19 protein-coding genes are annotated in these 25839 nt (G+C 55.5%); 5 read left to right on the top strand and 14 right to left on the bottom strand.

What is annotated here, in order from left to right; translation table 11 throughout:
• Positions 1-101: 101 nt before the first annotated feature.
• From pncB to aspC, 4 genes are all read left to right on the top strand, one after another.
• The gene (pncB, locus tag L383_RS20510) at positions 102-1304 is read left to right on the top strand and encodes a nicotinate phosphoribosyltransferase (RefSeq protein ID WP_023332556.1); all 1203 of its coding nucleotides are present in this window, start codon (positions 102-104) and stop codon (positions 1302-1304) included.
• Between the two features lie 165 nt (positions 1305-1469).
• Positions 1470-2870: an asparagine--tRNA ligase gene (asnS, locus tag L383_RS20515; protein ID WP_023332555.1), complete on the top strand. Its 1401-nt coding sequence runs from the start codon at positions 1470-1472 to the stop codon at positions 2868-2870.
• 606 nt (positions 2871-3476) lie between these two features.
• Positions 3477-4583: a porin gene (locus L383_RS20520; RefSeq protein ID WP_014883233.1), complete on the top strand. Its 1107-nt coding sequence runs from the start codon at positions 3477-3479 to the stop codon at positions 4581-4583.
• 184 nt (positions 4584-4767) lie between these two features.
• A complete protein-coding gene (gene aspC, locus L383_RS20525) occupies positions 4768-5958 on the top strand; it encodes an aspartate transaminase (protein WP_014883232.1) in 1191 nt (396 codons plus the stop codon).
• Positions 5959-6010: 52 nt separating this feature from the next.
• On the opposite strand, the gene L383_RS20530 is transcribed toward aspC, so the two are convergent.
• The 7 genes from L383_RS20530 to cmoM form a co-directional block, all read right to left on the bottom strand.
• On the bottom strand, positions 6011-6658 hold the full coding sequence (locus L383_RS20530; protein WP_023332554.1) for an MBL fold metallo-hydrolase: 648 nt from the start codon (positions 6656-6658) through the stop codon (positions 6011-6013).
• A gap of 20 nt (positions 6659-6678) precedes the next feature.
• The gene (locus L383_RS20535; protein WP_014883230.1) at positions 6679-7230 is read right to left on the bottom strand and encodes a peptidoglycan L,D-endopeptidase MepK; all 552 of its coding nucleotides are present in this window, start codon (positions 7228-7230) and stop codon (positions 6679-6681) included.
• 175 nt (positions 7231-7405) lie between these two features.
• Positions 7406-9229, bottom strand: a complete 1824-nt coding sequence (gene ldtD / locus L383_RS20540; RefSeq protein WP_023332553.1) for a L,D-transpeptidase — start codon at positions 9227-9229, stop codon at positions 7406-7408.
• A gap of 178 nt (positions 9230-9407) precedes the next feature.
• Entirely contained in the window at positions 9408-13859 is a 4452-nt protein-coding gene (gene mukB, locus L383_RS20545) for a chromosome partition protein MukB (RefSeq protein ID WP_023332552.1), read from the bottom strand.
• On the bottom strand, positions 13859-14563 hold the full coding sequence (gene mukE, locus L383_RS20550) for a chromosome partition protein MukE (protein ID WP_008499954.1): 705 nt from the start codon (positions 14561-14563) through the stop codon (positions 13859-13861). The genes mukB and mukE overlap by 1 nt, the downstream gene beginning before the upstream one ends.
• Positions 14544-15866, bottom strand: coding sequence for a chromosome partition protein MukF (mukF, locus tag L383_RS20555; RefSeq protein ID WP_014883227.1), 1323 nt, complete (start codon positions 15864-15866; stop codon positions 14544-14546). Before mukF ends, mukE begins: the two co-directional genes overlap by 20 nt.
• A gap of 3 nt (positions 15867-15869) precedes the next feature.
• A complete protein-coding gene (gene cmoM, locus L383_RS20560; protein ID WP_014883226.1) occupies positions 15870-16649 on the bottom strand; it encodes a tRNA uridine 5-oxyacetic acid(34) methyltransferase CmoM in 780 nt (259 codons plus the stop codon).
• A gap of 124 nt (positions 16650-16773) precedes the next feature.
• Here cmoM and elyC point away from each other — a divergent pair, with 124 nt between their 5' ends.
• Complete coding sequence (gene elyC, locus L383_RS20565) at positions 16774-17553, top strand: envelope biogenesis factor ElyC (RefSeq protein ID WP_014883225.1); 780 nt, start codon at positions 16774-16776, stop codon at positions 17551-17553.
• On the opposite strand, the gene L383_RS20570 is transcribed toward elyC, so the two are convergent.
• From L383_RS20570 to L383_RS20600, 7 genes are all read right to left on the bottom strand, one after another.
• Positions 17530-18423 (bottom strand): YcbJ family phosphotransferase, encoded by an 894-nt coding sequence (locus L383_RS20570; RefSeq protein WP_023332551.1) that lies wholly within the window; start codon positions 18421-18423, stop codon positions 17530-17532. The genes elyC and L383_RS20570 overlap by 24 nt on opposite strands.
• 142 nt (positions 18424-18565) lie before the next feature.
• The gene (gene kdsB, locus L383_RS20575; RefSeq protein WP_023332550.1) at positions 18566-19312 is read right to left on the bottom strand and encodes a 3-deoxy-manno-octulosonate cytidylyltransferase; all 747 of its coding nucleotides are present in this window, start codon (positions 19310-19312) and stop codon (positions 18566-18568) included.
• Positions 19309-19491 carry a protein YcaR gene (gene ycaR / locus L383_RS20580; protein ID WP_006174474.1) on the bottom strand — a complete coding sequence of 61 codons (183 nt, stop codon included), beginning with the start codon at positions 19489-19491 and terminating at the stop codon, positions 19309-19311. Before ycaR ends, kdsB begins: the two co-directional genes overlap by 4 nt.
• A 45-nt stretch (positions 19492-19536) precedes the next feature.
• Complete coding sequence (locus L383_RS20585; protein ID WP_023332549.1) at positions 19537-20766, bottom strand: winged helix-turn-helix domain-containing protein; 1230 nt, start codon at positions 20764-20766, stop codon at positions 19537-19539.
• 44 nt (positions 20767-20810) lie between these two features.
• Complete coding sequence (lpxK, locus tag L383_RS20590; RefSeq protein ID WP_023332548.1) at positions 20811-21788, bottom strand: tetraacyldisaccharide 4'-kinase; 978 nt, start codon at positions 21786-21788, stop codon at positions 20811-20813.
• Positions 21785-23533 carry a lipid A ABC transporter ATP-binding protein/permease MsbA gene (gene msbA, locus L383_RS20595; protein WP_014883220.1) on the bottom strand — a complete coding sequence of 583 codons (1749 nt, stop codon included), beginning with the start codon at positions 23531-23533 and terminating at the stop codon, positions 21785-21787. The genes lpxK and msbA overlap by 4 nt, the downstream gene beginning before the upstream one ends.
• Before the next feature lie 36 nt (positions 23534-23569).
• The gene (locus L383_RS20600; RefSeq protein WP_023332547.1) at positions 23570-25834 is read right to left on the bottom strand and encodes a ComEC family protein; all 2265 of its coding nucleotides are present in this window, start codon (positions 25832-25834) and stop codon (positions 23570-23572) included.
• Between the last annotated feature and the right edge of the window lie 5 nt (positions 25835-25839).

Here is a 25839-nt window from a genome sequence, read left to right as displayed (position 1 = left end):
GCTTATGTTGTGATCGGGGTTCAATAAATCACTAAACAAGGTATACTCCGGAGTTGTTTATTGTACTAAACGCTCCCGTGAGAGGATGCTACAGCGCACCTATGACTCAATTCGCTTCTCCGGTTCTGCATACGTTGCTGGATACCGACGCGTATAAACTGCATATGCAGCAAGCCGTTTTCCACCATTACTATGACGTTCACGTCGCGGCGGAATTCCGCTGCCGTGGTGACGATTTGCTCGGTATCTACGCAGACTCCATTCGTGAACAGGTCGATGCGATGCAGCATCTGACGCTGCAGGACGATGAATACCAGTGGCTTTCTGGCCTGCCTTTCTTTAAAACCGATTACCTGAACTGGCTGCGTGATTTCCGCTATAAGCCGGAGCAGGTCACCGTGACCAACGAGAACGGCAAGCTGGATATTCGCCTTGAAGGTCCGTGGCGGGAAGTGATCATGTGGGAAGTGCCGCTGCTGGCAGTGATCAGCGAGTTGGCTCACCGCTACCGTTCGCCGGAAATGGGCGTCGCCCAGGCGGTCGCCTCGCTGGAAAATAAACTTGCAGCCTTCACCACGCTGACCGAAGGGCTGGATATGTCCCGCTTCCGCCTGATGGATTTCGGCACCCGTCGCCGTTTCTCTCGCGAGGTTCAGCAGGCCATCGTTAAACGTCTGCAGCAGGAGCCGTGGTTCGTGGGCACCAGTAACTACGACCTGGCGCGTCGACTCAACCTGACGCCGATGGGCACCCAGGCGCACGAGTGGTTCCAGGCGCATCAGCAAATCAGCCCGGATCTGGCTAACAGCCAGCGCGCGGCCCTCGCCGCATGGCTTGAGGAGTACCCGAATCAACTCGGGATCGCCCTCACCGACTGCATTACGATGGATGCCTTCCTGCGTGACTTCGGTCCCGAATTTGCTGAGCGTTATCAGGGGTTACGCCACGATTCCGGGGACCCGGTTGAATGGGGCGAGAAGGCGATAGCCCATTACCAAAAACTCGGCATTGACCCGATGAGCAAGGTGCTGGTTTTCTCCGATAATCTTGACCTGGCAAAAGCGGTTGAACTTTATCGCCATTTCAACACCCGAGTGAACCTGAGCTTCGGGATTGGTACCCGTTTGACCTGCGACATTCCTCAGGTAAAACCTCTGAATATTGTTATAAAGCTGGTGGAATGTAACGGCAAGCCGGTGGCGAAACTCTCCGACAGCCCGGGTAAAACCATCTGCCATGACAAAGCGTTTGTCCGCGCATTGCGCAAAGCCTTCGATCTCCCGCAGATCAAAAAAGCCAGTTAAGCGCTTACGGGAGCCTGAAGGGCTCCCTTCCCTTATTTATTTCTCAATTCTTCTCTTTTGACTGCGAAATTTACTTGTCTGATAGCGGATGGCAGGTAACATAGATATCCCCCCATAAGGGTGGACAAGTGTTTATTTTTTCCGACTATTAACAGAGAGAATATTATGAGCGTTGTGCCTGTAGCCGACGTACTCCAGGGCCGTGTTGCCGTTGACCAGGAAGTCACCGTGCGCGGATGGGTGCGTACCCGCCGAGATTCTAAAGCTGGCATCTCCTTCCTCGCCGTCTATGACGGTTCCTGCTTTGATCCTGTACAGGCCGTCATTAATAATTCTCTGCCCAATTACAATGATGACGTTCTGCACCTGACAACCGGCTGTTCCGTCATTGTGACCGGCGTGGTTGTGGCGTCTCCGGGTCAGGGCCAGAGTTTCGAAATTCAGGCCTCTGCGATTGAAGTGACCGGTTGGGTTGAAGATCCGGACACCTACCCGATGGCGGCAAAACGTCACAGCATCGAGTACCTGCGTGAAGTGGCGCACCTGCGTCCACGTACCAACCTGATCGGCGCGGTGGCACGCGTGCGCCATACGCTGGCTCAGGCGCTGCATCGCTTCTTCGATGAGCAGGGTTACTTCTGGGTGTCTACCCCACTGATCACCGCTTCCGATACGGAAGGTGCGGGTGAAATGTTCCGCGTCTCGACGCTGGACATGGAAAACCTGCCGCGCACGCCAGAAGGTAAAGTGGACTATGACAAAGACTTCTTTGGTAAAGAGGCCTTCCTGACGGTATCCGGTCAGCTCAACGGCGAAACCTACGCCTGTGCACTGTCTAAGATTTATACCTTCGGCCCAACCTTCCGTGCTGAAAACTCTAACACCAGCCGCCACCTGGCGGAATTCTGGATGCTGGAGCCGGAAGTGGCGTTTGCTAACCTCGACGATGTCGCCGGTCTGGCAGAAGCGATGCTGAAGTACGTCTTCAAAGCGGTGCTGGAAGAGCGTCCGGACGATATGAAGTTCTTCGCTGAGCGCGTAGACAGCGATGCGGTCGGCCGTCTGGAACGTTTTGTCTCTGCCGACTTTGCGCAGGTGGACTATACCGACGCGGTTGCGATCCTCGAGAAATGCGGTGAGAAGTTCGAGAACCCGGTCTACTGGGGCGTTGACCTGGCGTCTGAGCACGAACGCTATCTGGCCGAGAAACATTTCAAAGCGCCGGTTGTCGTTAAAAACTACCCGAAAGACATCAAGGCCTTCTATATGCGCCTTAACGAAGACGGTAAAACCGTCGCAGCGATGGACGTCCTGGCGCCTGGCATCGGTGAAATCATCGGTGGTTCTCAGCGTGAAGAACGTCTGGATGTGCTGGACGCGCGCATGGAAGAGATGGGTCTCAATCCTGCGGACTATAGCTGGTATCGCGATCTTCGTCGTTACGGCACCGTTCCGCATTCAGGTTTCGGCCTGGGCTTCGAGCGTCTGATCGCCTACGTTACCGGTGTTCAGAACGTGCGTGATGTGATTCCGTTCCCGCGTACGCCACGTAACGCCAGCTTCTAAGAGCAAAAAACAGACCATGGCCAGCATTTGCTGGCCATTATTTTATTCTGCACTGTCAGTTTTCGTCAGCGCAAAGTCAGTGTTTTTAAAGCACCACCCCGTCACAACCACTACCTGTTACGTTTTGTTTCCGAGAAACATCTAGCCACAAAAAATAAACCCTATTCTTATTGCGATTATTACACCCTCAAGCAATAGCACAATTTTCAACCACTTTTTCAGCCATCCAGAAGTCTTTTTTCGGTCATAAGAAAAAACGAGTCGTTTAACATCTGTTTATAGGAATTGCCTTTATCCAAATTAATCATAAGGAATTCATATATATAGGAAACAATCTGCTGTTTAATTCGCCAGGGCGTTCTGAAATTTGAGATGGTTCACAAAGTTCCGAAAAATACACATTTAGTTACACATATTTTCTTTTTGTAACTCAATCTTGAGAATTGTAGCACTTTCAGGCTAGCGAAACGCTTCAGTGAATGGAAAGATGCCTGTCAGATACATAAAGACACCTAACTCTCATCAATAGTTCCGGAAATATTTATTGACAGAATTTATTGACGGCAGTGGCGAGTGTCATAAAAAAACCAATGAGGGTAATAAATAATGATGAAGCGCAATATTCTGGCAGTGGTAATCCCTGCCCTGCTGGTAGCCGGTGCAGCTAACGCTGCAGAAATCTATAACAAGAACGGCAACAAACTGGACTTCTACGGGAAAGTTAACGCCGAGCACGATTTCGTGACCTCTGGTGATAACACCAACAACAACGACGCAACCTACGCGCAGATCGGTTTCAAAGGCGAAACTCAGATCAACGACCAGCTGACCGGTTACGGCCAGTGGGAATACCGCTTCATGGCCAATGATGCGGAAAACACTGCACAGAAAAACAAAAACCGTCTGGCCTTTGCCGGTCTGAAAGCGGGCGACGCTGGCAGCATCGACTACGGCCGTAACTACGGTATCGTTTATGACGTAGAGTCATACACCGATATGGCGCCGTCCTTCTCAGGTATGACCTGGGGCGGTAACTACGTTGATAACTTTATGACCAGCCGTAGCACCGGCCTGCTGACCTACCGTAACAGCGATTTCTTCGGTCTGGTTGACGGTCTGAGCCTGGGCGTACAGTACCAGGGTAAAAACGACCGTGCTGACGTTAAAACCTCTAACGGTGACGGCGTAGGTTACTCCCTGGGTTACGACTTCGGCGAAGGCTTCGGTGCAATCGCATCTTACAGCAACGCTAACCGTACTCTGAACCAGAAAGCTGATGGTCAGGGTGACAAAGCTGAAGCATGGGGTGTTGGTCTGAAATATGACGCTAACAACCTGTACCTGGCAACCACCTATGCAGAAACCCGTAACACCACCCGTACCGGTTCTAGCGGTGATGCTGGTTTTGCTAACAAAACGCAGAACTTCGAAGTGGTTGCTCAGTACCAGTTCGACTTCGGCCTGCGTCCAGCCATCTCCTACGTGCAGACCAAAGGTAAAGACCTGGCTGCCGTCGGCGGCTTCAGCGGTGGCGATGCAGACCTGGCTAAATTCATCCAGGTGGGTACCACTTACTACTTCAACAAAAACTTCAACGTGTGGGCTGACTACTACATCAACCTGCTGGACAAAGACACCGACTACGCGAAAGCGGTTGGCGGTCTGAACGGCAACGACGATATGGCTGCTGTGGGTGTAACCTACCAGTTCTAATCAGAACACCACTTTGTTATATGCTTAATGAACAGGGCTTCGGCCCTGTTTTTTTATGCCTGACAGAAAATAATGGCGACTTTTGAAAAGCCGCACGCTTTTCGTCGCAAACGGTTGGCATTTTGTAAATCTACCGTTAACCTGATAGCGGATTTCACTTCTGTAATCACAATGGAACTTCGTCATGTTTGAGAACATTACCGCCGCTCCTGCCGACCCAATTCTGGGCCTGGCCGATCTGTTTCGTGCCGACGACCGCCCTGGCAAAATCAACCTGGGTATTGGTGTATATAAAGATGAAACCGGCAAAACCCCGGTACTGACCAGCGTTAAGAAAGCTGAGCAGTATCTGCTGGAAAATGAAACCACCAAAAACTACCTCGGTATTGATGGTATTCCTGAATTTGGTCGCTGCACGCAGGAGCTGCTGTTCGGTAAAGGTAGCGCAATTGTGAGTGACAAACGTGCGCGTACAGCACAGACACCAGGCGGTACCGGCGCACTGCGTGTGGCGGCGGATTTCCTTGCGAAAAACACCTCTGTTAAGCGTGTCTGGGTGAGCAACCCAAGCTGGCCGAACCACAAGAGCGTCTTTAACTCTGCAGGTCTGGAAGTGCGCGAATATGCATACTACGACGCGGCAAACCATGCTCTCGACTTTGATGGCCTGCTGGCAAGCCTGAACGAAGCGCAGGCGGGTGATGTGGTGCTGTTCCACGGCTGCTGCCATAACCCAACCGGTATCGACCCGACGCTTGAGCAGTGGGAACAGCTGGCTAAACTCTCCGTAGAGAAAGGCTGGCTGCCGCTGTTTGACTTCGCCTATCAGGGTTTCGCCCGTGGACTGGAAGAAGATGCAGAAGGCCTGCGCGCTTTTGCAGCCGTACACCAGGAATTGATCGTTGCCAGCTCCTACTCCAAGAACTTCGGTCTGTACAATGAGCGCGTAGGTGCCTGTACGCTGGTTGCGGCTAACGACGAAACCGTCGATCGTGCCTTCAGCCAGATGAAATCGGTTATCCGCGCGAACTACTCTAACCCACCGGCACACGGTGCGTCCGTTGTTGCAACCATTCTCAGCAACGATGCGCTGCGCGCGATCTGGGAACAAGAGCTGAACGATATGCGCCAGCGTATCCAGCGTATGCGTCTGCTGTTTGTTAATACTCTGGCCGAGAAAGGCGCAGACCGTGACTTCAGCTTCATCATCAAACAGAACGGCATGTTCTCTTTCAGCGGCCTGACCAAAGAGCAGGTTCTGCGTCTGCGTGAAGAGTTTGGCGTATACGCCGTGGCTTCCGGTCGCGTGAACGTGGCAGGGATGACGCCTGACAACATGGCGCCTCTGTGCGAAGCGATTGTCGCCGTACTGTAATTTACGCCCACAAAAAAGCCTGCGTTCAGCAGGCTTTTTTATTTAACCAGGTTTACCAGACAGGCATTTCATCCTGAAGGAACGGATTATGGAGCCGTTCATAGCCCAGCGTCGACATCGGACCGTGTCCAGGGATAAACGTCACGTCATCGCCCAGCGGCAATAACTTCTGTTTGATCGACTGAATCAGCTGCCCGTGATCGCCGCGCGGAAAATCGCTGCGTCCTACGCCGCCTTTGAAAATCACGTCGCCCGAAATCAGCAGACGAGACTGGTCATCAAAGAAGACGATATGGCCTGGCGTATGCCCAGGACAATGCAACACCTGTAAAGTCACATTCCCTACGTTAACGCGCTCTCCTTCGTTCAGCCAGCAATCGGGCGTCAGAGGCTGACACTCATCAAGGCCAAACATGCGGCTTTGGGCAGGTAACCCCTGCAGCCAGAACTCATCTTCTTTTTCCGGACCGATGATCGGCACACCAAAATGCTGTGCCAGCTCTGCCGCTGCGCCAACATGATCGAGATGACCATGCGTCAGTAAAATCTGCATCAGCGTCACACCGCTGTCGGCGACTTCCTGCTTGATTTTCTCGGCGTCGCCGCCGGGATCAACAAGCGCGGCCAGTTTGGTTTGCTCGCACCAGATCAATGAACAGTTCTGGGAGAACGCGGTAACCGGAATAATACGATAGTTCATACTGCTCCTGTGTTTCGTTATTACCAGTGCCGGACCGGACCGGTATCAATATGCACAAAGTTGCTGCTGGGGTAATATCCTACACCACCTGCGCGCATAGATAACGCAGCTTTGCGAATATTGGCTAACGAAACGCCTTCAATATGGAAATCCATTGCCTGTCCCTTCGTGTGATAGCTTTTTTTCGCTACCCCACGGCTATGGGCGCGTAGTTCATTATTGGTATCCAGTGAGCGATAACCAGAAATGAGCTGCACGGGCTTCCTGGTGCCCAGCAGGCCCTGAAGGCGGAACAACTGATCAAACAATCCTGGGTCGATGGCTTTTACTTTATTCGCGCGGAAATCACGGAAAAAATGGTTGAGTCTTGCTAATTCATCCTGAATATAGCCTCTGCCATCGAAAAACTCCGCTTTTAGCGACTCACCGGTATGAAGATTGTTGAGCGTTAAAACTCGCGGACGAGGTGTCGAGAGGGTGGCAAATGCTGGCGTCGGCAAGATGGCCGCTGCGCCAAGCGCAACACCACCTAACGCCAGCAGTTTGCGGCGATTAGCGTCAAATTTGTCCATGATAATCAGGTCTACAGGTCAATGAAATTGTAAGTATGCTTAGCGCACGAAGGGCACCTTAACTGGCAAAACGGGGTACGTCAAGGCGCCCAACCCCAGTGAATACGCGGCTTACAGCGATATCGCCCCCTATTCACCATAACTTACGACAATCATTTTTCCCGAACTACTTCATTTACCTGATTAATTGTTCCGCTTTTGGCAAAATTTGTGCGCCGGATCGCGCAGTGAGATCATAATTGTAAATATCTGTACGATACTGAGTGCGCCCGTCTTCACCCACAAATGCCGTCAGATAGTAAAGATTGACCGGAATGTTGTGTCGAATATTCACGTAGCGCGTATCCCCCTGTTTCAGGGCATCAGAAATACGCGTATCGTTCCAGCCCGCATCCTGCAACAGCATATTGGCCAGCTCCGAGGCTTTGTTTACGCGCACGCAGCCTGAACTGAGGGCGCGGGTATCTTTCTGGAACAAGTTGTGGTTCGGCGTATCGTGCAGATAGATAGCATCTGAACTCGGCATATTGAATTTGTAACGCCCCAGGGAGTTATGCGCCCCGGGAGCCTGCTGGAAGCGGAACGGCAGGTTGGAAGCCGTAATCGTCGACCAGTCGACCATGTAAGGATCAATCGCCTCTTTACTGTTCCAGCCGCGCATCACCGTATAGCCATGACGTTCCAGATAACCCGGATCGTTCCAGACCTTTGGCAGAATGTCTTTACGTGCCAGCGTCGGCGGCACGTTCCACGGTGGGTTAACCACCACGTTATTTAACGCGCTGCTCATCATCGGTGTTTTACGATCCGGACGCCCGACAATAACGCGCGAGGCCAGTTTTTCGCTGCCATCCTGATAATAGACCAGGGAATAGGCCGGAATATTCACCATAATGCCTGTGGACAAGGTGCCCGGCAGCAGGCGCAAACGCTGAATATTTAGTGCCAGCACCCCTGCCCGCTGCGCAGGAGAGACGTTAAGCCAGTCGCGCGTTGACGGACCTATTACCCCGTCGGCACCCAGCCCCTGCGCAGCCTGGAATTGCTTAACCGCAGCAACCAGTTCGCGATCGTATGCCGCAGGTTTATCGCTCAGGAGAGCGGCCTTCTTCTCTTTCACCGGCGCTGACGGGCTCACAACCGCGCTTTGCGGATCGTCGCCCGGCAGGGCAATCTTCGGCCCGCCCTCAAGAATACCGGAGCGTTTCAGGATTTCGCGCAGAGCAGGAACATCGCTGCTCCACTGGCCTGGACGTAGCGTCGCGGTACCCCGCATTTGCGGCCAGGGACGCGAGTCGCCTACCAGCGCGAGGAGCGACTCATGCAGGGTGGCATACTGCGGGTGCGCCGGGGCGAGACTGGCAATAAAGCGCGGCAGATCGCTATTATCCAGCGCCAGCTGCCACTGGTTGATCACCGACAGCGCTGGCGTCGCCAGCTTGTAGGGCTTATCGCTATATAACCAGCGGTTGCCGTTGACCGCAATACCCGCCACAAACTGCAGATAGCCCATCATGGCATCGGAAAGCACCACGTCCCGCGCCTGGCCAGTGACGGCTGGATCGGTTAACAGCTCAACCCACTTCGTAAACTGCGGCTGAAAACCCGCAATCGCCACTTCTGCCAGCTGCTGCTGGAACGCGCGCACGGCATCACGATCTTCCCACATGGGTTTCATGTCCCGGGCTGCATAAAGCAGCGTGAGCTGATTGATATAGGCGGGCGTGTAGCCTGACGGCAACCCTGAGAGGAGCTGCTGGCTAAGCGATTCGATATCGATGCCTTCCGGCAACGGCTTAATGCCGGCCATGACGGCGGTCGCCGGAGACTGTTCCAGCGGCTGAGACAATGACGTCGGCTGCGCGCCTGTCGCTGCGGAGCTGTCCGTCGGCACAATTTCAGGCTCGTCGGCCTGGGCGGTTAACAGTGGAGCAAACATCACTGCCAGGCATAAACTCAGCGCAGACAGCTGACGACCACATTCTTTCTTTAGCAACATCCCTTGCCCCCTGTTTTTACGACATGCCCATCACGGTGGGGCTTTCTTTTATTATAGGTAGACGGCAAACCTGTTGCCTTACCTTATGTAAAGAAGTTTAAAGATAACGCAGCCCTAAGCACAAGTTAAGTGAATAAAAAAAGCGGCGCTTTTGCGCCGCTCTTTGTAACAAAACGCCTCAGGAAGCGTCTGCCGTGGTTTCCGGCAATGACTCCGGAGGCTGCGGCGCAAAACCACGCAACCCGACAACATGAACGTGTTCGCTGTTCTGGAACACTTTACGCACCAGTTTATAGGTGGTCCCTTTTTCAGGGCTGATGTTTTCCGGTGCCGCAATGATGAGCTGCATATCAAGACGCTCGCAAAGCTCAAACAGCGTGGCAATAGAGCGGGCATCAAGACGCGCCGCTTCATCCAGGAACAGCAGGCGGCATGGAGAGATGTCTTTACCGCGCAGACGGCGTGCTTCATCTTCCCAGCTCTGTACAACCATCACCAGAATGGACATCCCGGTACCGATCGCTTCACCGGTAGAGAGCGCCCCGGATTCCGCACGCAGCCAGCCGTCTGAACCACGGTTAACCTCAACTTCCATTTCCAGGTAGTTACGGTAATCCAGCAGTTCTTCACCGATGGTTTGCGGCGTGCGCTGACCCATATCAATCTGCGGGTTCAGACGCTGGTACAGCTTCGCCAGCGCTTCAGAGAAGGTCAGACGGTTGCTGTTGAACAGATCCTGATGCTGCTCGTGCTGCTCAGAGAGCACGTCCAGCAGCGTCGCGTGGGCTTCACGCACGTTGACGTTGAGACGCACGCTGTTCACCTGACCAAACGACACGCTCTGCAGACCCTGGTTCAGCTGGCGGATACGGTTCTGCTCACGCTGAATGGTTTTGCGAATAATATTCGCCACGCTGCGGGAGCTGATAGCCAGCTTCTGCTCGCGGGAAGTCAGCTCTTCCGTCAGACGCCCCAGCTCAATTTCCATCTGTTCGATGGCTTCGACCGGATCGTCGGTACGGATGATATCCTGACGAATACGCTCGCGCAGATGCTGATAAACCGCCACGAAGAACTGAATTTTACGCTCCGGACGTTTCGGATCTTCTGACATGCGCAGCACATCGCGCAGGTGCTCATTATCCGCCACCGCCAGGCGCAGCGCACCCAACGCCTTATCCGACATTGAACGCAGCTCATCGGCTGAGAGGTACGCCAGTTCGCGACGGTGCAGGCGACGTTCCACGTTGTTGTCTTTCACCATCCGCATGACCGCACACCAGCCCGCTTTCGCCGTCACCACCTGCTCGCGCATCTCGTGATAGTCGCGTTCCAGCTTGCGCAGGCGACGGGTCAGGTTATCCATTTCGGCTTCGCAGAAGGTCAGCGCTTTTTCCAGCTGATTACGACGCGCACGGTTGTTGCTGAGCTGGCTATGCAGTTCATCACGACGAAGACGGGCGCGCTCTTCCGCCCCGCTGTCGGCACGCACGCCAATGTCCTGCAACTCTTTCTGCAGGTCGTTTAACAGCTCTTTCTTGGTGTCGAAGGAGCTTTTCAGCGAGGCCAGCACCTGGTTGTACTGATTAAGCTGAGCGGAGTGGCTGCGCATCGCTTCGCGTGCTCGGGTACGTTCCGCTTCTGCCTGCTCAAGACGTTGACGCAGCTTTTCATTCAGGTCGCTGTTACCGCTCAGCATTTCAGCCGAATCGGAATAGCCGAAGTGCGCGCGACGCTGCACGACTTCCGTCAGGGCAAACGCCTGCTGACGCGCTTCGCGCTGCACCTGCTGCGACCAGGCATAATCTTCTTTTAACTGCTCGAACTGTTCCGGGTCGCTCTGCAGGACAGACACCACGGGCTCCAGCTTCGCCAGCTGATTGCCGTGCTGCTGCACGAAACGCGCGGCTTCCTGGGCTTCATCCAGACGTTCCTGGATCTCATCCACGCGATCGGCCAGCGTGTCATCTGCCAGCAGGTTGAGGCGCGGCAGGATGCGGTTAAGGGCCGCGACGCCCTCTTTCGCCTGTTCAAACTGGACACGACTCTGCTGGTTGTCACTTTCATGACTGGCAATGGCGCGTTCCAGCTCGCCGCGGCGGGTGTTGAGTTTGCGGATTTCCGCTTCCGGGTCGGCTTCAAACGCCACGCCCAGATGGCTACCGATAAAGCGGCTGAATGCCTGATGCAGGCGCTGGGTTTTCTGTACATCAAACGACAGGGTCGCAAAACGTTCCGACAGCGTTTCACGCTCGGCATGGAGGCTCTCAATACGGCTTTCACGCGCGGCACGGCCAAACAGCGGCAGTTCCGGGAAGCGGGAGTAACGCCACTGGCGGTCAGCGATTTTCACCACCACCGCTTTTTCCAGCTCGTCAACGCTAAACACGCTGTCATCGAACGACTGCGGATCCCCTTCGATCAGATAGAGATCTTCCGGGCAATCTTCCAGCCCGGCGAGCTGGTCAGAAATCAGCGACAGATCCGGCACCACAATCGCGTTACGGGATGGACCGTACAATGCGGAGAAGTATGGCGCATCGTCCAGGCCGACATCGTCGTAAATCTCAGACAGCAGTACGCCACCAAAACGCTCGGCTAAGGCATTGAGGCGCGGATCTTCTGACCCGCCCGGCTGGCTTAAGCGCTCAATTTCTTCATCGACGTCACGCTTACGTGCGCCGACTTCATCACGCTCAACAATGGCTTCGCGCTCACGCTCCAGCAGCTGTTGCAGGTATTCGGTCACCTGCTGGCTGGATTCGAACTGTTCGCCGCACTGTTCGCTGAGCTGGTTAAGGCTGCTTTGCGCCGCCAGCCAGACCGGCGCGCGCTCCAGGAGCCTTTTAGAACGGGACTGAAGCTGTTCCAGCTCCTGGCGCAGGGTCATGCGCTGCTCACTGGCGCTGGAGACCGTATCGGAAAGTGCAGCGATACGCGCTTCCAGCTCCTGATGCAGCGCCTCAAGCTCGTCGAAATCGTAATGTTTACCCTGACGCTTACAGAACTCAGCCAGCAAACGCTCGGCTTCCTGCTGCTCACGCAGGCGCTGTTCCAGTTCGTTCAGGCGCATACGCAGCGGCTGCACCTGCTCGGCCAGATGGCGCTGGTTGACGCCGTCGCGCAGCAGTTCACGGGCAACGTTCCAGGCTTCGTTACGCGCCAGCGGGCCGTTAATGGCGACCACCAGCTGATACGCTTGTTCAAACTGGCTGTGCGCCGTTTGCGCGACGCTCATTTTCTGTTCAAGAGAGAGCAGTTTCTCGGTGGCTTCCTGCTCTTTAGCCTGGAAGGTATCCAGCCACTCGTCGGCGCTTTCCGGCGTCAGGTCAGGCAGATGGCACAGCTCTTTCGCGCGCTGTAACGCCTGCAGTGCCTGGGTGTACTGAATCGCACGCGTCTGCTGCACGTCCAATGCCTGCTGGTAATCAGCAAGCTGGCTTTTCAGCTCATCCACTTCCAGCTCGGCGGCTTCGGCGCGGGCTTCGTTCTCTTCCTGCATCTCGGCGGCTTCGGCCACCACTTCATTTTGCTCTTCGAGACGAATTTGCAGCTCATCGAGATCCGCTTCGTAGCGCTCGATTTTCTCCTGCTGGCGCAGCGCGGTCTGCACCAGGTTCAGGTGATCGCTGGCGGCCTGGTAGTCGGCTTCCAGATCACCTTCAGCACCGTTGTGCTCGCCCAGCTCGCGCGCCATTTCGACGTGCTTATACTGCTCTGCCACCAGCTGTTTACGGGAGGTAAACAGTTCGCGGCGGTATTCTAATGCCTGATCGAGATGGACGCGGCGCTCATTGGCGTGACGCATGTAGTCCGCCGCCACGTAGTTGGTGGCTTCGCTGATCAGGTGTTTAAACAGGTCACGGTCTGACTGGGTCACGCGAATCGCTTCCAGCGTCATGCGGTTTTCACGCAGCGCCGCTTCCATATCCTGGAACGCCTTACGCACGCCGCTGTTTTCCGGCAACAGGTAGTCGCGCAGGGAGCGGGTAATGGCGCTGGAGATACCGCCATACAGGGACGCTTCGATCAGACGGTAGTATTTGCTACGGTCTGAAGCGGTACGCAGACGACGCGCCACCACGCCCAGATCGAACATCAGGGAGTGGTAGTCGGTGATGGAGTTGAACTGCTTGAACTGCACGCCCTCAATGGCTTCGAGCTTGTCTTTCAGTTCCTGTAACGTCAGCACGCGCGCCTGGCGTTCATTCAGGGTTTCCGTCAGCAGCGCGGTCGGCTGCACGGAGGTTGGCAGCCCCTGGATAGCAAACGGTTTGATATCCACTTTACGGTCGCGACCGGCAACCTGCTGCAAACGAACCCCCACCACCACGCGCTGGTGACGAGAGTTAATGACGTCCAGAACGGAATAACAGACGCCCGCTTTCAGCTTACCGTGCAGACCTTTATCGCGGGAGCCGCTTGTCGCGCCTGCTTCAGTGGTGTTACGGAAGTGAAGCAACGTCAGGTCGGGGATCAGCGCCGTCACAAACGCCGCCATGGTGGTGGATTTCCCCGCCCCGTTACCGCCGGAGAGCGTCGTGACCAGCTCGTCCAGATCGAAGGTTCGGGCAAAGAAGCCGTTCCAGTTAATCAGCGTTAGTGAGCGAAATTTACCGCGTTCAATCATTACTCTTCCTCCCCGCTATCCGGCAGATTCTCTTCATGCTCGTCATTGAGCTGCAAATGGTTTTCCACCGGCATCGCTTCACCGTCACGGATCATGCGAAGCTGCGCTTCACGCGCGTCATCCCCCGCACGCACATCGGCGCCGAAGCGGAAGACTGATTCCGTAATGCGGAATTTGCTGCTGTCGTGGCCCATAAACCAGACCATCCCCAGACGACGCAAACGGTTCAGGGAAGAGCGCACCTTTTCCTGTAATTTCTGACGGTCAAGATCCGATCCGGTCGAACGGTTGTTCACCAGCTTGAGCAGCTTGCTCTCATCCGCCAGCGTCAGTAGCTCATCGTAGAGTTCCTGCTGGGTGAAGATGCCTTCATTCGCCAGACGTTCCGGGCTGAGATAGAGATAGCAAAGAATTTTGCCGACCATCATATCCAGCTCGGAGAGCACGGAGCGCGGGATCAGCGTCGTGGAGCGCGGGCGCAGGTAGAAAAAACCTTCCGGCGCGCGAATCAGCTCCACGTTGTAGCGGGCGTAAAACTCTTCCAGGTACTCCTGGAAGTCCATCAAAAAGGCGTGATTATCCAGCTCGTCTAAGCCAATGTGACGACCGGCACGCAGCTGGCTGTCCAGCGCCGGAAATAACGGATTCGCCAGCGCCTGTGCCAGCTTAACCGGCATCACTTGTTCAATATTTGTCAATGACATGCGCCTGTACCTTGGCTCCGTAATCGTTAATTGGCTGCCACTTCGGCGGCAGTCCGGTGAAATCTGCTTGTGCGATACCCAGGCGCACCGCCTGGTCTACCACAATGCGGGCAACGTCGAAGTGGCGCGCGCGCGGATATTGCGCCAGATAGTCGCGCACCACGAGTCCAAGATCCAGCGGAGCTTGTCTGGTTTTGTAGACAGCGAGCTGTTCTTCGATCATCGCCGCAAGTTGCTCACGAATTTCGTTGAATTCTTCGAACTCCAGATCCGGCGGCAGTTCACCGGTCACCTCTTCATCGCGCAGGGCCATCTCTTCGTCGCGCATATCCAGCAGACGATCGGCATTGGCGTAGGTCAGCGCCCATGGCGCATCGAAGTAGGTCTGAACCGACTGGCGCAGACGCTGAGCAAAGACGCGGTTTTTATCCATATCAATCGCGGTGCGGATAAACTTATGCACGTGTCGGTCGTAGCCGATCCACAGGTCGATCGACTGCTGTCCCCAGCTAATGATGCGGTCGAGCTTGCTCTGCAGATCGAAAACCAGACGGTCGATAAAATGCAGATCGTCATGCGCCAGCGTCGCGTCCTGGATGCGCAGCAGGTTAGCCTGCAGCTTATCCCCTGCCGCCTCCAGCGTATCCTGCAATTCTCGCAGCGTACCGGAGGTTTCTGACAGTAAAAGTTCGCAGCTGGAGATAGCCGCACGCCAGTCTTTATTCAGCAGCTGCGCGATGTCGTCTTTGACCTGCTGCTGCTGTTCGTCCATCAAACGCTGGGTTAGATCGATGCTGTCGAAAATCTCGGCCACCGAATATTTCAGCGGCGCGTAAACGTTACGGTGCCAGTGGAATTCATCACCGTTTTCATCTGCAGCATCGGCGGCACGCTTAAGCTCACCCGCCACGATCGAGAGCTGCATGGAAAGACGCAGCGTGGAAAATTCGCGCTGGCGAATGTAGTAATCGGTGATGCCGATACCCAACGGCGTCAGGCGATAGATGGCGTTTCCTTCCGCCTGCTCGCTGGTAAAGCGGTTCAGCAGACGTTGACGCACCATATCGTTGATTGCGTTGTTGGCACGCACGCTAATGGTTTCGCTGGTTTGCTCAAACGCATCACTGACATGGCGGAACGCATCCACCAGTTCACCCTCGCTCATTTCGCCATCCAGCCGTTCGCCGTTCAGCGTGGCAACCGCCAGCAGGAAAGAGAGTCTGTCTACCGGCAGCGAGATGGAGAAATCGTTTTTCCTGGCCCAGGCAACCAGTTCGGGGACTGTCTGGGAAAATTCACTCATAGGTTATCCTTGCATCTGCGGCTTGTGCGCGGTGACGTGAATATAGCGGCCAAGGCTGACAAATGGCTCCTGACGGCAATACCGCGTTTCTAATTCTGTTAAGGTGTCAAAACAGTCACGCTGTTTGTGTTTTTCACGCAGATAATCATGAAACACCCTGACGCCCGTTTTCCCGACAATCTGCCAGCCAATCTCTTCCAGCCAGCCGTAAACCTGCTGCGGATCGCGCGGATAGTCCGGGGAAAGCGTGCGCTTTTTCTTTTTAGGCATCCCGACCTGCACATAGTCAAAGTTACCTGCAACCATGTTGTGCATCAGGAAGCCGTTAGCATTGTAGAACATCAGCGACAGCGTGCCGCCCGGGCGCAACATCGACCACAGGGTTTGTAACACGCTTTGCGGATCGGCCACCCACTCCAGCACCGCATGAAACAATATCAGATCAACCTGGGTTTCCAAATGCTGTGCGATGTCCTGAGCGGCGCATTGTATAAAATGCATGTTGTCGCTCACACCTTTCTCATCTGCAGCACGCGTCGCACGGGCGACCATTTCAGCCGAAAGATCGCAAAGCGTGACGTGATGACCGCGCTCGGCCATTTTTATCGCCGTCTGTCCTTCGCCACCACCGGCGTCCAGCACGCGCAACGTCTGGTCGCCAAAAGTGGCCAGAATGGTGTCCAGATCCTGCCAGAGGATCGTCTGACGGAGCTGCCCCTTTGTGGTGCCATAAATGTTGCGCGAAAACTTTTCCGCGATGTCATCAAAATTGCGATCCCGCATTGGGAGAGTTCCACTCGCTAACTGCAAAACCGCTATTTTGTCACACCCGCGCGGAGAATGAACCTCTCTGGTGTAATATCACCGGTAATCACCTGCTGTATGGTCAAAAAAGGAACCAAAAAGGATGCTTTTTACCCTTAAGAAATACATTGGAGGGATGATGCTTCCCCTTCCGCTGCTGCTCATCATCATCGCGCTGGGGCTGGCGCTGGTGTGGTTCAGCCGCTTTCAGAAAAGTGGCAAAACGCTCATCACGTTCGGCTGGCTTGTCTTACTGCTGCTGAGCCTGCAACCGGTCGCGGATGGCCTGTTACGCCCCATTGAAGATAAGTACCCGACATGGCAGGGAAATCAGAAAGTGGAATACATCGTGGTGCTGGGCGGTGGGTATACCTGGGATCCTGACTGGGCCCCCAGCTCGAATCTGATCAACAACAGCCTGCCACGGCTAAACGAAGGGATTCGCCTGTGGCTGGCGAATCCGGGATCAAAAATGATCTTCACCGGCGCCGCAGCAAAAACGAACCCGGTGAGTACGGCTGAAGCGGGTGCCAGAGTTGCGGAATCCCTCGGCGTACCGCGTTCCGCTATCATTACCCTGGACAGTCCAAAAGATACCGAAGAAGAAGCCGCTGCGGTGAAGCAGGCGATTGGCGATGTTCCATTCTTGCTGGTCACCTCCGCCTCACACCTGCCACGGGCGATGATTTTCTTTGAAAAGCAGGGCCTGCACCCGCTTCCCGCACCGGCAAACCAGATGGCCATCAATGCGCCACTTAACCCATGGGAACGCGTGATCCCCTCCCCGATGTGGCTGATGCATAGCGATCGCGTCGGCTACGAGACGCTCGGCCGTCTCTGGCAGTGGCTGAAAGGTTCCTCAGACGAGCCAGGGCAAGAGTGACTTAGCCGCGAGATCGAAGTTTGCGCGATTGAAACGCCCGGTATTGACCAGTTGCGCGACTTCATCCCAGAGCAGGTACAACCAGCGCCGCCAGATAAACGCTTCGGCAACGGGCGCACGCTGAAGGTAGTGCCACAGTAACCCTTCTGCCGCCCCGCTGTCGCTGAGCCTGAACAACTCATATTCACGTGGGGCCCACAGCATTATTCCAGGCCCCAACATCGCCAGCAGCTGATCGCTGCGGGAGTCTTTCAGCATACTTCGCAGGGTAAAATTGCCGTGGATCAGCACGCAGTTATCATTAAAACCGTCGAACAGCGCTGGCAAGCATTCACGAGTGCGAAAAAGAATACGTTTGTCCTGCATGGTCAAACCGGTGTTATTGAACTGGTTGAGCGTTCCCCACAGCACTTCCACCCGCTGGCGATACCACAGCGGCCACAGGTTCTCCTGGGTGCTGTCGACCGGCCCCACGAGCCCACGGCTATCCTGGCGATGCCAGGCCAGCAGCGCCTCGACAATCTGGTCTTTCAGCTGCTCCCAGCGTTCCGGCGTGCGCGCGGGTGCTTCAACAGGCACGCCGCGTAAACGCTCTATCAACAGGACATCGGGGCCGGGGTGTTCCTCGTGCGTCATGACGCCGTACACGGTCGGCATTCGGACGGTACCCTCCCGCGCCAGCATCGACATTTTCCAGGCGAGCTGCCTGGCAACACCCGGCGACGTGAAACTTCGCGCCATCAGCGGCATTGGGTTTCCCTGACTGTCATACAACGACCAGAGCGCGGTATCGGCCTTTTCACTCACACACTCGACCCGGCTTAATTTCTCACCCAGCAGATGGCTAAGTTCGGCACGCAGCTGTTCCATATGAGATTACCCCCATTAATGCTACTGCTTTTATAATGAGCGCGCAGAATGAAGATGTCACCCGGTAGAGATCAATCAGGGAAAAGAAAAGCGAAAATTGTGGCGAGAGGACATCCCTCCGAAAGGAGGGATGCAGACGGTATTAACGTAATTCGGCGCGAACGCGCTCAAGATCTTCCGGCGTATCAACGCCCGTTCCTGGTACTTCTTTGGCAACAGCAACGTGAATTTTCTCGCCATACCAGAGCACACGAAGCTGCTCCAGCATTTCGATATGCTCCAGCGGGCTGGGGTCCCAGGTGACATAGCGGCGAATGAAACCGGCGCGATAGCCGTAAATCCCCAGATGGCGCAGGAAGGAATCCCCGATGGTCTCTTTCGAGAGCGCAAAGCGGTCGCGATCCCATGGAATGGTGGCGCGGGAGAAATAGAGCGCATAGCCTTCGGCATCCATCACCACTTTCACCGCATTCGGGTTAAATGCCTCTTCAGCGTGGTGAACAGGCACCGCTAGCGTCGCCATACCCACCTGACGCTGCGCCAGGTTTTCTGCCACCTGACGGATAATAACGGCCGGGATCATCGGCTCGTCGCCCTGCACGTTCACAATGACGGTATCATCGCTGAAACCACATTTCTCAACGACTTCGGCGAGACGCTCGGTGCCGGACTGGTGATCGACGCGGGTCATGCACACTTCACCGCCTGCGGCTTCAACCGCACGGGCGACGTCCGGATGATCGGTGGCAACAATCACGCGATCGGCACCGGATTCACGGGCGCGTTCAAGGACGTGCACAATCATTGGCTTGCCGTTGATATCCACCAGCGGTTTACCCGGCAGACGCGTTGAGGCATAACGAGCAGGAATAATGACAACAAAACTCATGGTTTGCTCTCTTCTGCCACCAGGGAACGGGCTTCGTTTTCCAGCAACACCGGAATGCCGTCACGCAGCGGGAAAGCCAGACTGTCCAGCTTGCAAATCAGCTCCTGTTTGTCCTGGCTGTAGTAGAGTTTGCCGTTGCACACCGGGCAGGCAATAATTTCAAGTAAACGGTGATCCATAGTTCCTCCGTATGGGTAATCGCTAAAGCTTAACACATTCCTTTTTCAGGGCGTGTCTGTTTCCCAGCCACTTCGACAGGATATAAATAACCCTTCGGGAACGCATCCCAGCGTGACGTCGCGAGCCCCCTGCCAGAGGGCGAACTCGCTAATGGCGGACGTTAAGCCCTTCTCCAGACTCGCCGTCACCCTGACCCCCTCTTCCAGATAGAGCGCAATGACTTCAAGCGTGCCGGTTTTGCGGTGCATTTTGGCATCCATGCGCCCGACCAGCCGCCCCTTATGCAGCAGGGGTAAAACAAAATAGCCGTACTGACGCTTTGGTGCCGGGGTATAACACTCCAGCCGGTAGCTGAAATCGAACAACTGTTCGGCGCGTTTTCGGTCCCAGACCACCGGGTCGAAAGGCGACAACACTGCGCTGTGGGTTGCCTGGAGATTTCCGTCCAGCGCCTTGGGCAGCAAAGGAAGGAGATCCGCATGCAGCCACATCTCTCCCAGGGTTTCTACCGTGACGGGAATGACGCGCTGTTCGCGTTGCCACATCTCCAGCAGCGGCTTCAGCGCGGGCTGGCGCAGGCGGTAATAATCTGCCAGCCATTGCGGCCGGAAAATGCCCAGACTGCGGGCGCTGTTTTCCAGCATGATGGCCTCGGCAGCCTCCTGGGTAAGCAGGTCACGCTCGTCGTCCCAGTGCGGCATCACGCGCTGGGTCAGGTCATAGACGCGCTGAAAATTTCGCCGTTCAATCACCATGACCTGGCCGGAGGTGAATAACCCTTCAAGATGACGTTTGTGCGGTTTCCACTCCCACCAGCCGCTAGTGCCTTTTCGCGGATGTTCAAAATCAGCGGAACGCACTGGCCCCTTTTCCTGAATATGGCTGATCAGTTGCTCTATTTCGGCCGCGTGCTCCTGCATCCACGCCTGTCGGTATTTCCAGCCCATCTTTTCTGGGGCAAGCATGCGGTGACGCACCAGGGCAAAATCGCTGCGGGGCAGGAAACAGGCTTCGTGCGCCCAGTACTCCATGAGCTCCCCTTTGCTGAGCGCCTCATCAAGCCAGTGAGAGGGATAGTGGCCCAGGCGGCTGAACAGCACCAGGTAAGGGCTACGGGCAACAATATTAATGGTGTCGATTTGCAGCAGCGACATGCGCTGGATGGCAGAGAGGATATCGGCAGGCTGTGCGCGGCGACGGGGCTTTTTGAGCAGCCCCTGCGCGGCGAGGTGTAAATGACGTGCAGCTGTAAGCGAGAGTTGCGGTAAAGACATGCGTTTTCCTGTCAGTCAAAGCGCCACCAGAACCGCGTAAGCCCTCACTGCACTAACGCAATCAGTTCCTTGAGCAAGTGTTCCGGCTGCTCGCCGCTGAGTTCAGCGTCAACCGGCAGATACCACCAGTTTTCTTTCGCAAAGGCACGGCATTTCACCGCATCTTTTTCGGTCATAATGAGCGTTTGTCCCGACGCCGTGAGCGCATCAACCTGCTCTGCCACCAGCGCCTGATGGTCAGCCAGTGGAATGCGTTTTTCAAGCCTGGCACCACACTGCTCAAGCGTTGCGAAGAAGCGCGGAGGATGACCAATCCCTGCCATTGCCACCAGCGAAGGCAGCTCAGCAACCGCCCGGCGTTCACCCGTCACCAGGTTTATCGCCAGTCCCGGCAACAGGTGCATAGGAATTTCACCCGCTTTTGCCTCACCACCGTTTACAATCACCGCATCAACGGACTTCAGACGTGAAGCGCGTTCACGCATAGGGCCGGCTGGCAGCCACCATCCGTTACCGAAACGGCGAACCCCGTCGATGACCACAATCTCTTTATCACGCGCCAGCGCGTAATGCTGCAGACCATCGTCAGTGATGATAATTTGTACCGCGTGTTCGGCAAGCAGCGCCTGCACGGCGTCGCTGCGAACCGGGGAGACTGCCACCGGCGCGCCAGTACGCTGGAAAATCAATACCGGTTCATCACCCGCTTCGGCAGTGGTGGTTTTCTCTGCCAGCAGCAGTGGGTACTGCGCCGCTTTACCGCCATACCCACGCGAGACCACACCCGGGCGGATACCGCGTTTTTGCAGCTGTTCCACGAGCCAGATCACCACCGGTGTTTTACCGTTGCCGCCCGCCGTAAGATTGCCCACAACCACAACCGGCACTGGCGCACGCCAGGCCCGCTTGATCCCCAGACGGTAAAGCAGACGAATGATGCCGCTCACCAGGCCGTAAAGCCAGGAGAGCGGCAAAAGCAGCAGCCACAGCGGGGATTCACCGGACCAGATGCGTGCAATCATTCGCCGAACTGCATCTTATGAAGCTGGGCGTATACGCCGCGGTGTTCCAGCAAAGCTGCGTGGCTTCCGCGTTCAACAATGACGCCATCCTCAACCACCACGATCTCATCCGCCTGCTCGATAGTCGACAGACGGTGTGCAATCACCAGTGAGGTACGGTTCTTTTGCAGTTCGTCCAGCGCCGACTGAATAGCGCGTTCAGATTCGGTATCCAGTGCGGACGTCGCTTCATCCAGAATCAGGATTGGGCTGTCACGCAGCAGCGCGCGCGCAATCGCAATACGCTGACGCTGACCACCGGACAGGAGCACGCCATTTTCACCAATGATGGTATCCAGACCGTTATCCATCTTGTTGATAAAGTCCATCGCATAGGCCATGCGTGCGGCATTCTCGATCTGCTCGCGGCTGTACTCGTCAGTGCGCGCATAAGCGATGTTGTTGGCGACCGTATCGTTAAACAGATGCACGTTCTGAGAAACCAGCGCAACCTGGTTACGCAGCGACTGCAGGGTGTACTCCCGCAGGTCGTGACCGTCCAGGAGAATTTCACCTTCGTTGATGTCGTAGAAACGGGTGATGAGGCTGGCAATGGTGGATTTACCGGAGCCAGAACGGCCTACCAGCGCCACCGTTTTACCCGCCGGAATCGTCAGGTTGATATTGCGCAGAGCGGGCGTATCGCGGCCCGGATAGGTGAAGGTCACATTGTGGAATTCAACATCGCCACGGGCGCGCTCAATCTCGCGTGTACCTTCGTCTTTTTCCTGCTCGGAATCCAGAATGCTGAACAATGTCTGACAAGCCGCCATCCCACGCTGGAACTGGGCATTCACGTTAGTCAGAGATTTCAGGGGACGCATCAGGGCGATCATCGAGGAGAAGACCACGGTGATGGTACCCGCCGTCAGCGTCTCCATCACGCTTGGGAAGCTTGCCGCATAAAGGACAAACGCCAGCGCCAGCGAGGCAATCAGCTGAATGATCGGGTCAGAGATGGAAGAGGCCGAGACCATTTTCATCCCCTGCAGACGCATTTTGTTGCTGACTTTGTCAAAGCGTTTGGTTTCGACGTCCTGGCCACCGAAAATTAACACCTCTTTGTGTCCTTTCAGCATCTGTTCGGCGCTGGTTGTTACCTGCCCCATCGTATTCTGCATATTTTTACTGATATTGCGGAAACGCTTGGACACAACGCGGATGGCAATGGAGACAACCGGAGCCAAAACGATCAGGATGAGCGACAGCTGCCAGCTGTAATAGAACATCATGATAAACAGGCCGATGATCGACGCCCCTTCACGCACGACGGTAATCAACGCGCTTGAGGAGGAGGAAGCAACCTGCTCTGAATCGTAGGTAATACGGGACAGCAGTGTCCCCGTAGATTGCTTGTCAAAGAATGAGACCGGCATGCCCATCATGTGGCTGAACAGACGACGGCGCATGGTCATAACCACTTTCCCGGATACCCAGGAGATGCAGTAGCTGGAGATATAGCTGGTGATACCACGTAAGATCATCAGCCCGATAACCACCAGCGGCATCCATAGCAACACTGAGCGATCCGTTTTACCAAAACCGTCGTCCAGTAACGGTTTAAGGAGCGATAACATAAAAGTATCGCTGGCTGCGTTGAGGATTAACGCTACACCCGCCACGATCAAGCCTGCTTTAAAAGGTGCAATCATCGGCCAGAGTCGGCGGAAGGTTTGCCACGTGGAGAGATCTTTGTCGTTATGCATTCAAAAAACCAGCATTTGTTGAAATAGCCGCATATTCTACCCGTTATCTACGGGCGCGCCAAACCACTGATGATACCAACGTGGTAAAAATTGATCCCGCAAGCGCCGGATTTGCCAGCGATGTTGCGAGAATGTCACCGATATTTGCCCGGAATGGGGGGTATCTTGCCAGATATACCCCTCTTTTCGATAACGTCGGACCACATTCGCCGACGGAAACCGCCAGGCGTTATAGCGAGCTGCTGAATCCAGCGCAATGTTTCCCTCCACCCGTTGTACCAGCGCCAATGACGATGAGGTATTGCTCCCATGATGGGGAACCTGGATTAACGTCGACGTCAGATGTTGCCAGTAATGGCTAAGCATAGCCTGTTCTGCTGGCGCTTCAATGTCTCCCGTCAGCAGTATACTCTGCTCACCATCGTCCACTTTCACCACGCAGGAGCGGTTGTTTCCCCGAGCCGGGTCATTTTCCAGGGGCCAGTGAACGGTGAAGGTTAATCCCTGCCATCTCCAGCTCTGCCCACGAAAGCAGGGCCGATGCCCCGCCAGACGTAATGGACTTCTTACCCACATCTCCGGCCATGCTTTTTGCAGCGATGCGAGGCCTCCTGCATGGTCAAGATGTTCATGGCTGAGAATCACGCCATCTGGCCGCAGATGTTGCCAGCGCAGCCAGGGGATAATTAACCGCTGTGCGCTATCTCCCCCTGGCCAGGCGAGCCCGGTATCATAGAGAATCGCTTTTCCCTGCCGTTCGATGACCATGGCCAGCCCCTGCCCCACATCCAGCATATGTAGCGTCCAGGCATCACTTTTAGCCGTTCGCAAGAGGGGAAATGCCAGTAACAGACTCCCAGCCAGACACACGGCTGGAACGGTTTTCCAGGCTCGCAAACGCCAGCCGATGATGATAAGCCAGGGCAGTAGCGTCATGTACTGCCAGCGCTGATCCACACTCTGCCAGCCGTCTGGCAAGCGCATCAGTAGCCAGAACAACCCGGCAAGGGACTTATCGGCTGCAAACCAGATGGCACTTTCCATTCCCCCCAGCGGTAACAGATGGAGCAACATACCGAGTAAAATCAGCGGTACGCTGACAAACGTCACTATCGGCACGGCAAAGAGATTGGCGACCAGAGAGGAGATACTGAAGCCGTGGAAAATCAGCACCTGTAACGGCATGAGCAACACCAGCATGCCGACCTGCAGATAGATCAGATTAAGTAGTGGCCGTATGCGTCGGGCCCACTGCCAGCGAGGAAGAGGCAGCCACTGAAACCAGAAAATCAGCGCCGCGACGGCAAATGCGGACAGGAGCAGACTTTCAGAAAGTATGGCTAAGGGATCGCTTATCAGGATCGCCGCGACACAGCAACACCATACCTGCCACGGCGACCATTGGCGGGAACCGATTCGCAGCGCCGCCAGCACGGCAAGTGCGATGACCGTTCGTAGTGCAGGAGGCTGCAGACCGGTAAGCCAGGCGTAGAAAGCGGCGAAGAACACCCCGGCCAGGAGTGGCATTTGCCAGTGGACCCGGTGGCTGGGGAATATAAACTGGATCGCACGCGCGAGTAACCAGACGAGGGATGCCGCCAGCGTGATATGCAGGCCCGAAATCGCCATCAGATGCAGTGTGCCGGTTTCACGCATCAGGTCTTTTATTTCTCGGGGGACATCCAGACGCTCTCCCATCCCCAGCCCGAGGATAACCGCTCCCCAGCGATAATCAGAAAGTCGGTTTTGCAGCGACATCAGGTATTGCGCTCGCAGGCTGCAGTGTCCATCAACAAGTTCCGCATGGGTGAAGCGCCCGCTCAGCGTTTGGTGTCGGGCAATGGCGCTGCGTTGGGGATCATAGCCTCCGTCGTTCAGCTCGCCGTGTGCAGGTCTTAGCCTGAGCATCATCGCCCAACGCTGGCCAGCACATGCTCTCTGTGGCAAATAATTGCCATACAGCGTTACGCCAGTGGACGCCCACCAGCGCCGGCCGTTTACGGTACGAATCTTTCCCTGATGCTGAGTTGCACCATCAGTGGCGGTGATCTCTACCTCGGCCTGCACGGCTCCCGTGGTTAAATGCTGCATCGGCCAGACGCTCTCCTGCGCGGCCAGAAGTCCCCACGCGCAAAATAACAGCGCGGTCCCCACATACTTCAGGCGCACGTTTTGGCATGTGCCCAGCACCACCCCGCCCGCCAGCATTATCCAGACGGTATAGCGTGATGGCAGTTCAGGTAACCAGAGTAACGGGGCTATCGCCAGAATGGCGCAGATACATAAAGCGGGAATTCCCATTGCTA

Origin of the sequence: Enterobacter sp. MGH 37 (assembly GCF_000534515.1) — a bacterium.
Taxonomy (GTDB): Bacteria; Pseudomonadota; Gammaproteobacteria; order Enterobacterales; family Enterobacteriaceae; genus Enterobacter; species Enterobacter kobei.
The sequence above is the reverse complement of the archived record's forward strand: the minus strand, read 5'-3'. Positions and strand labels throughout refer to the sequence as shown.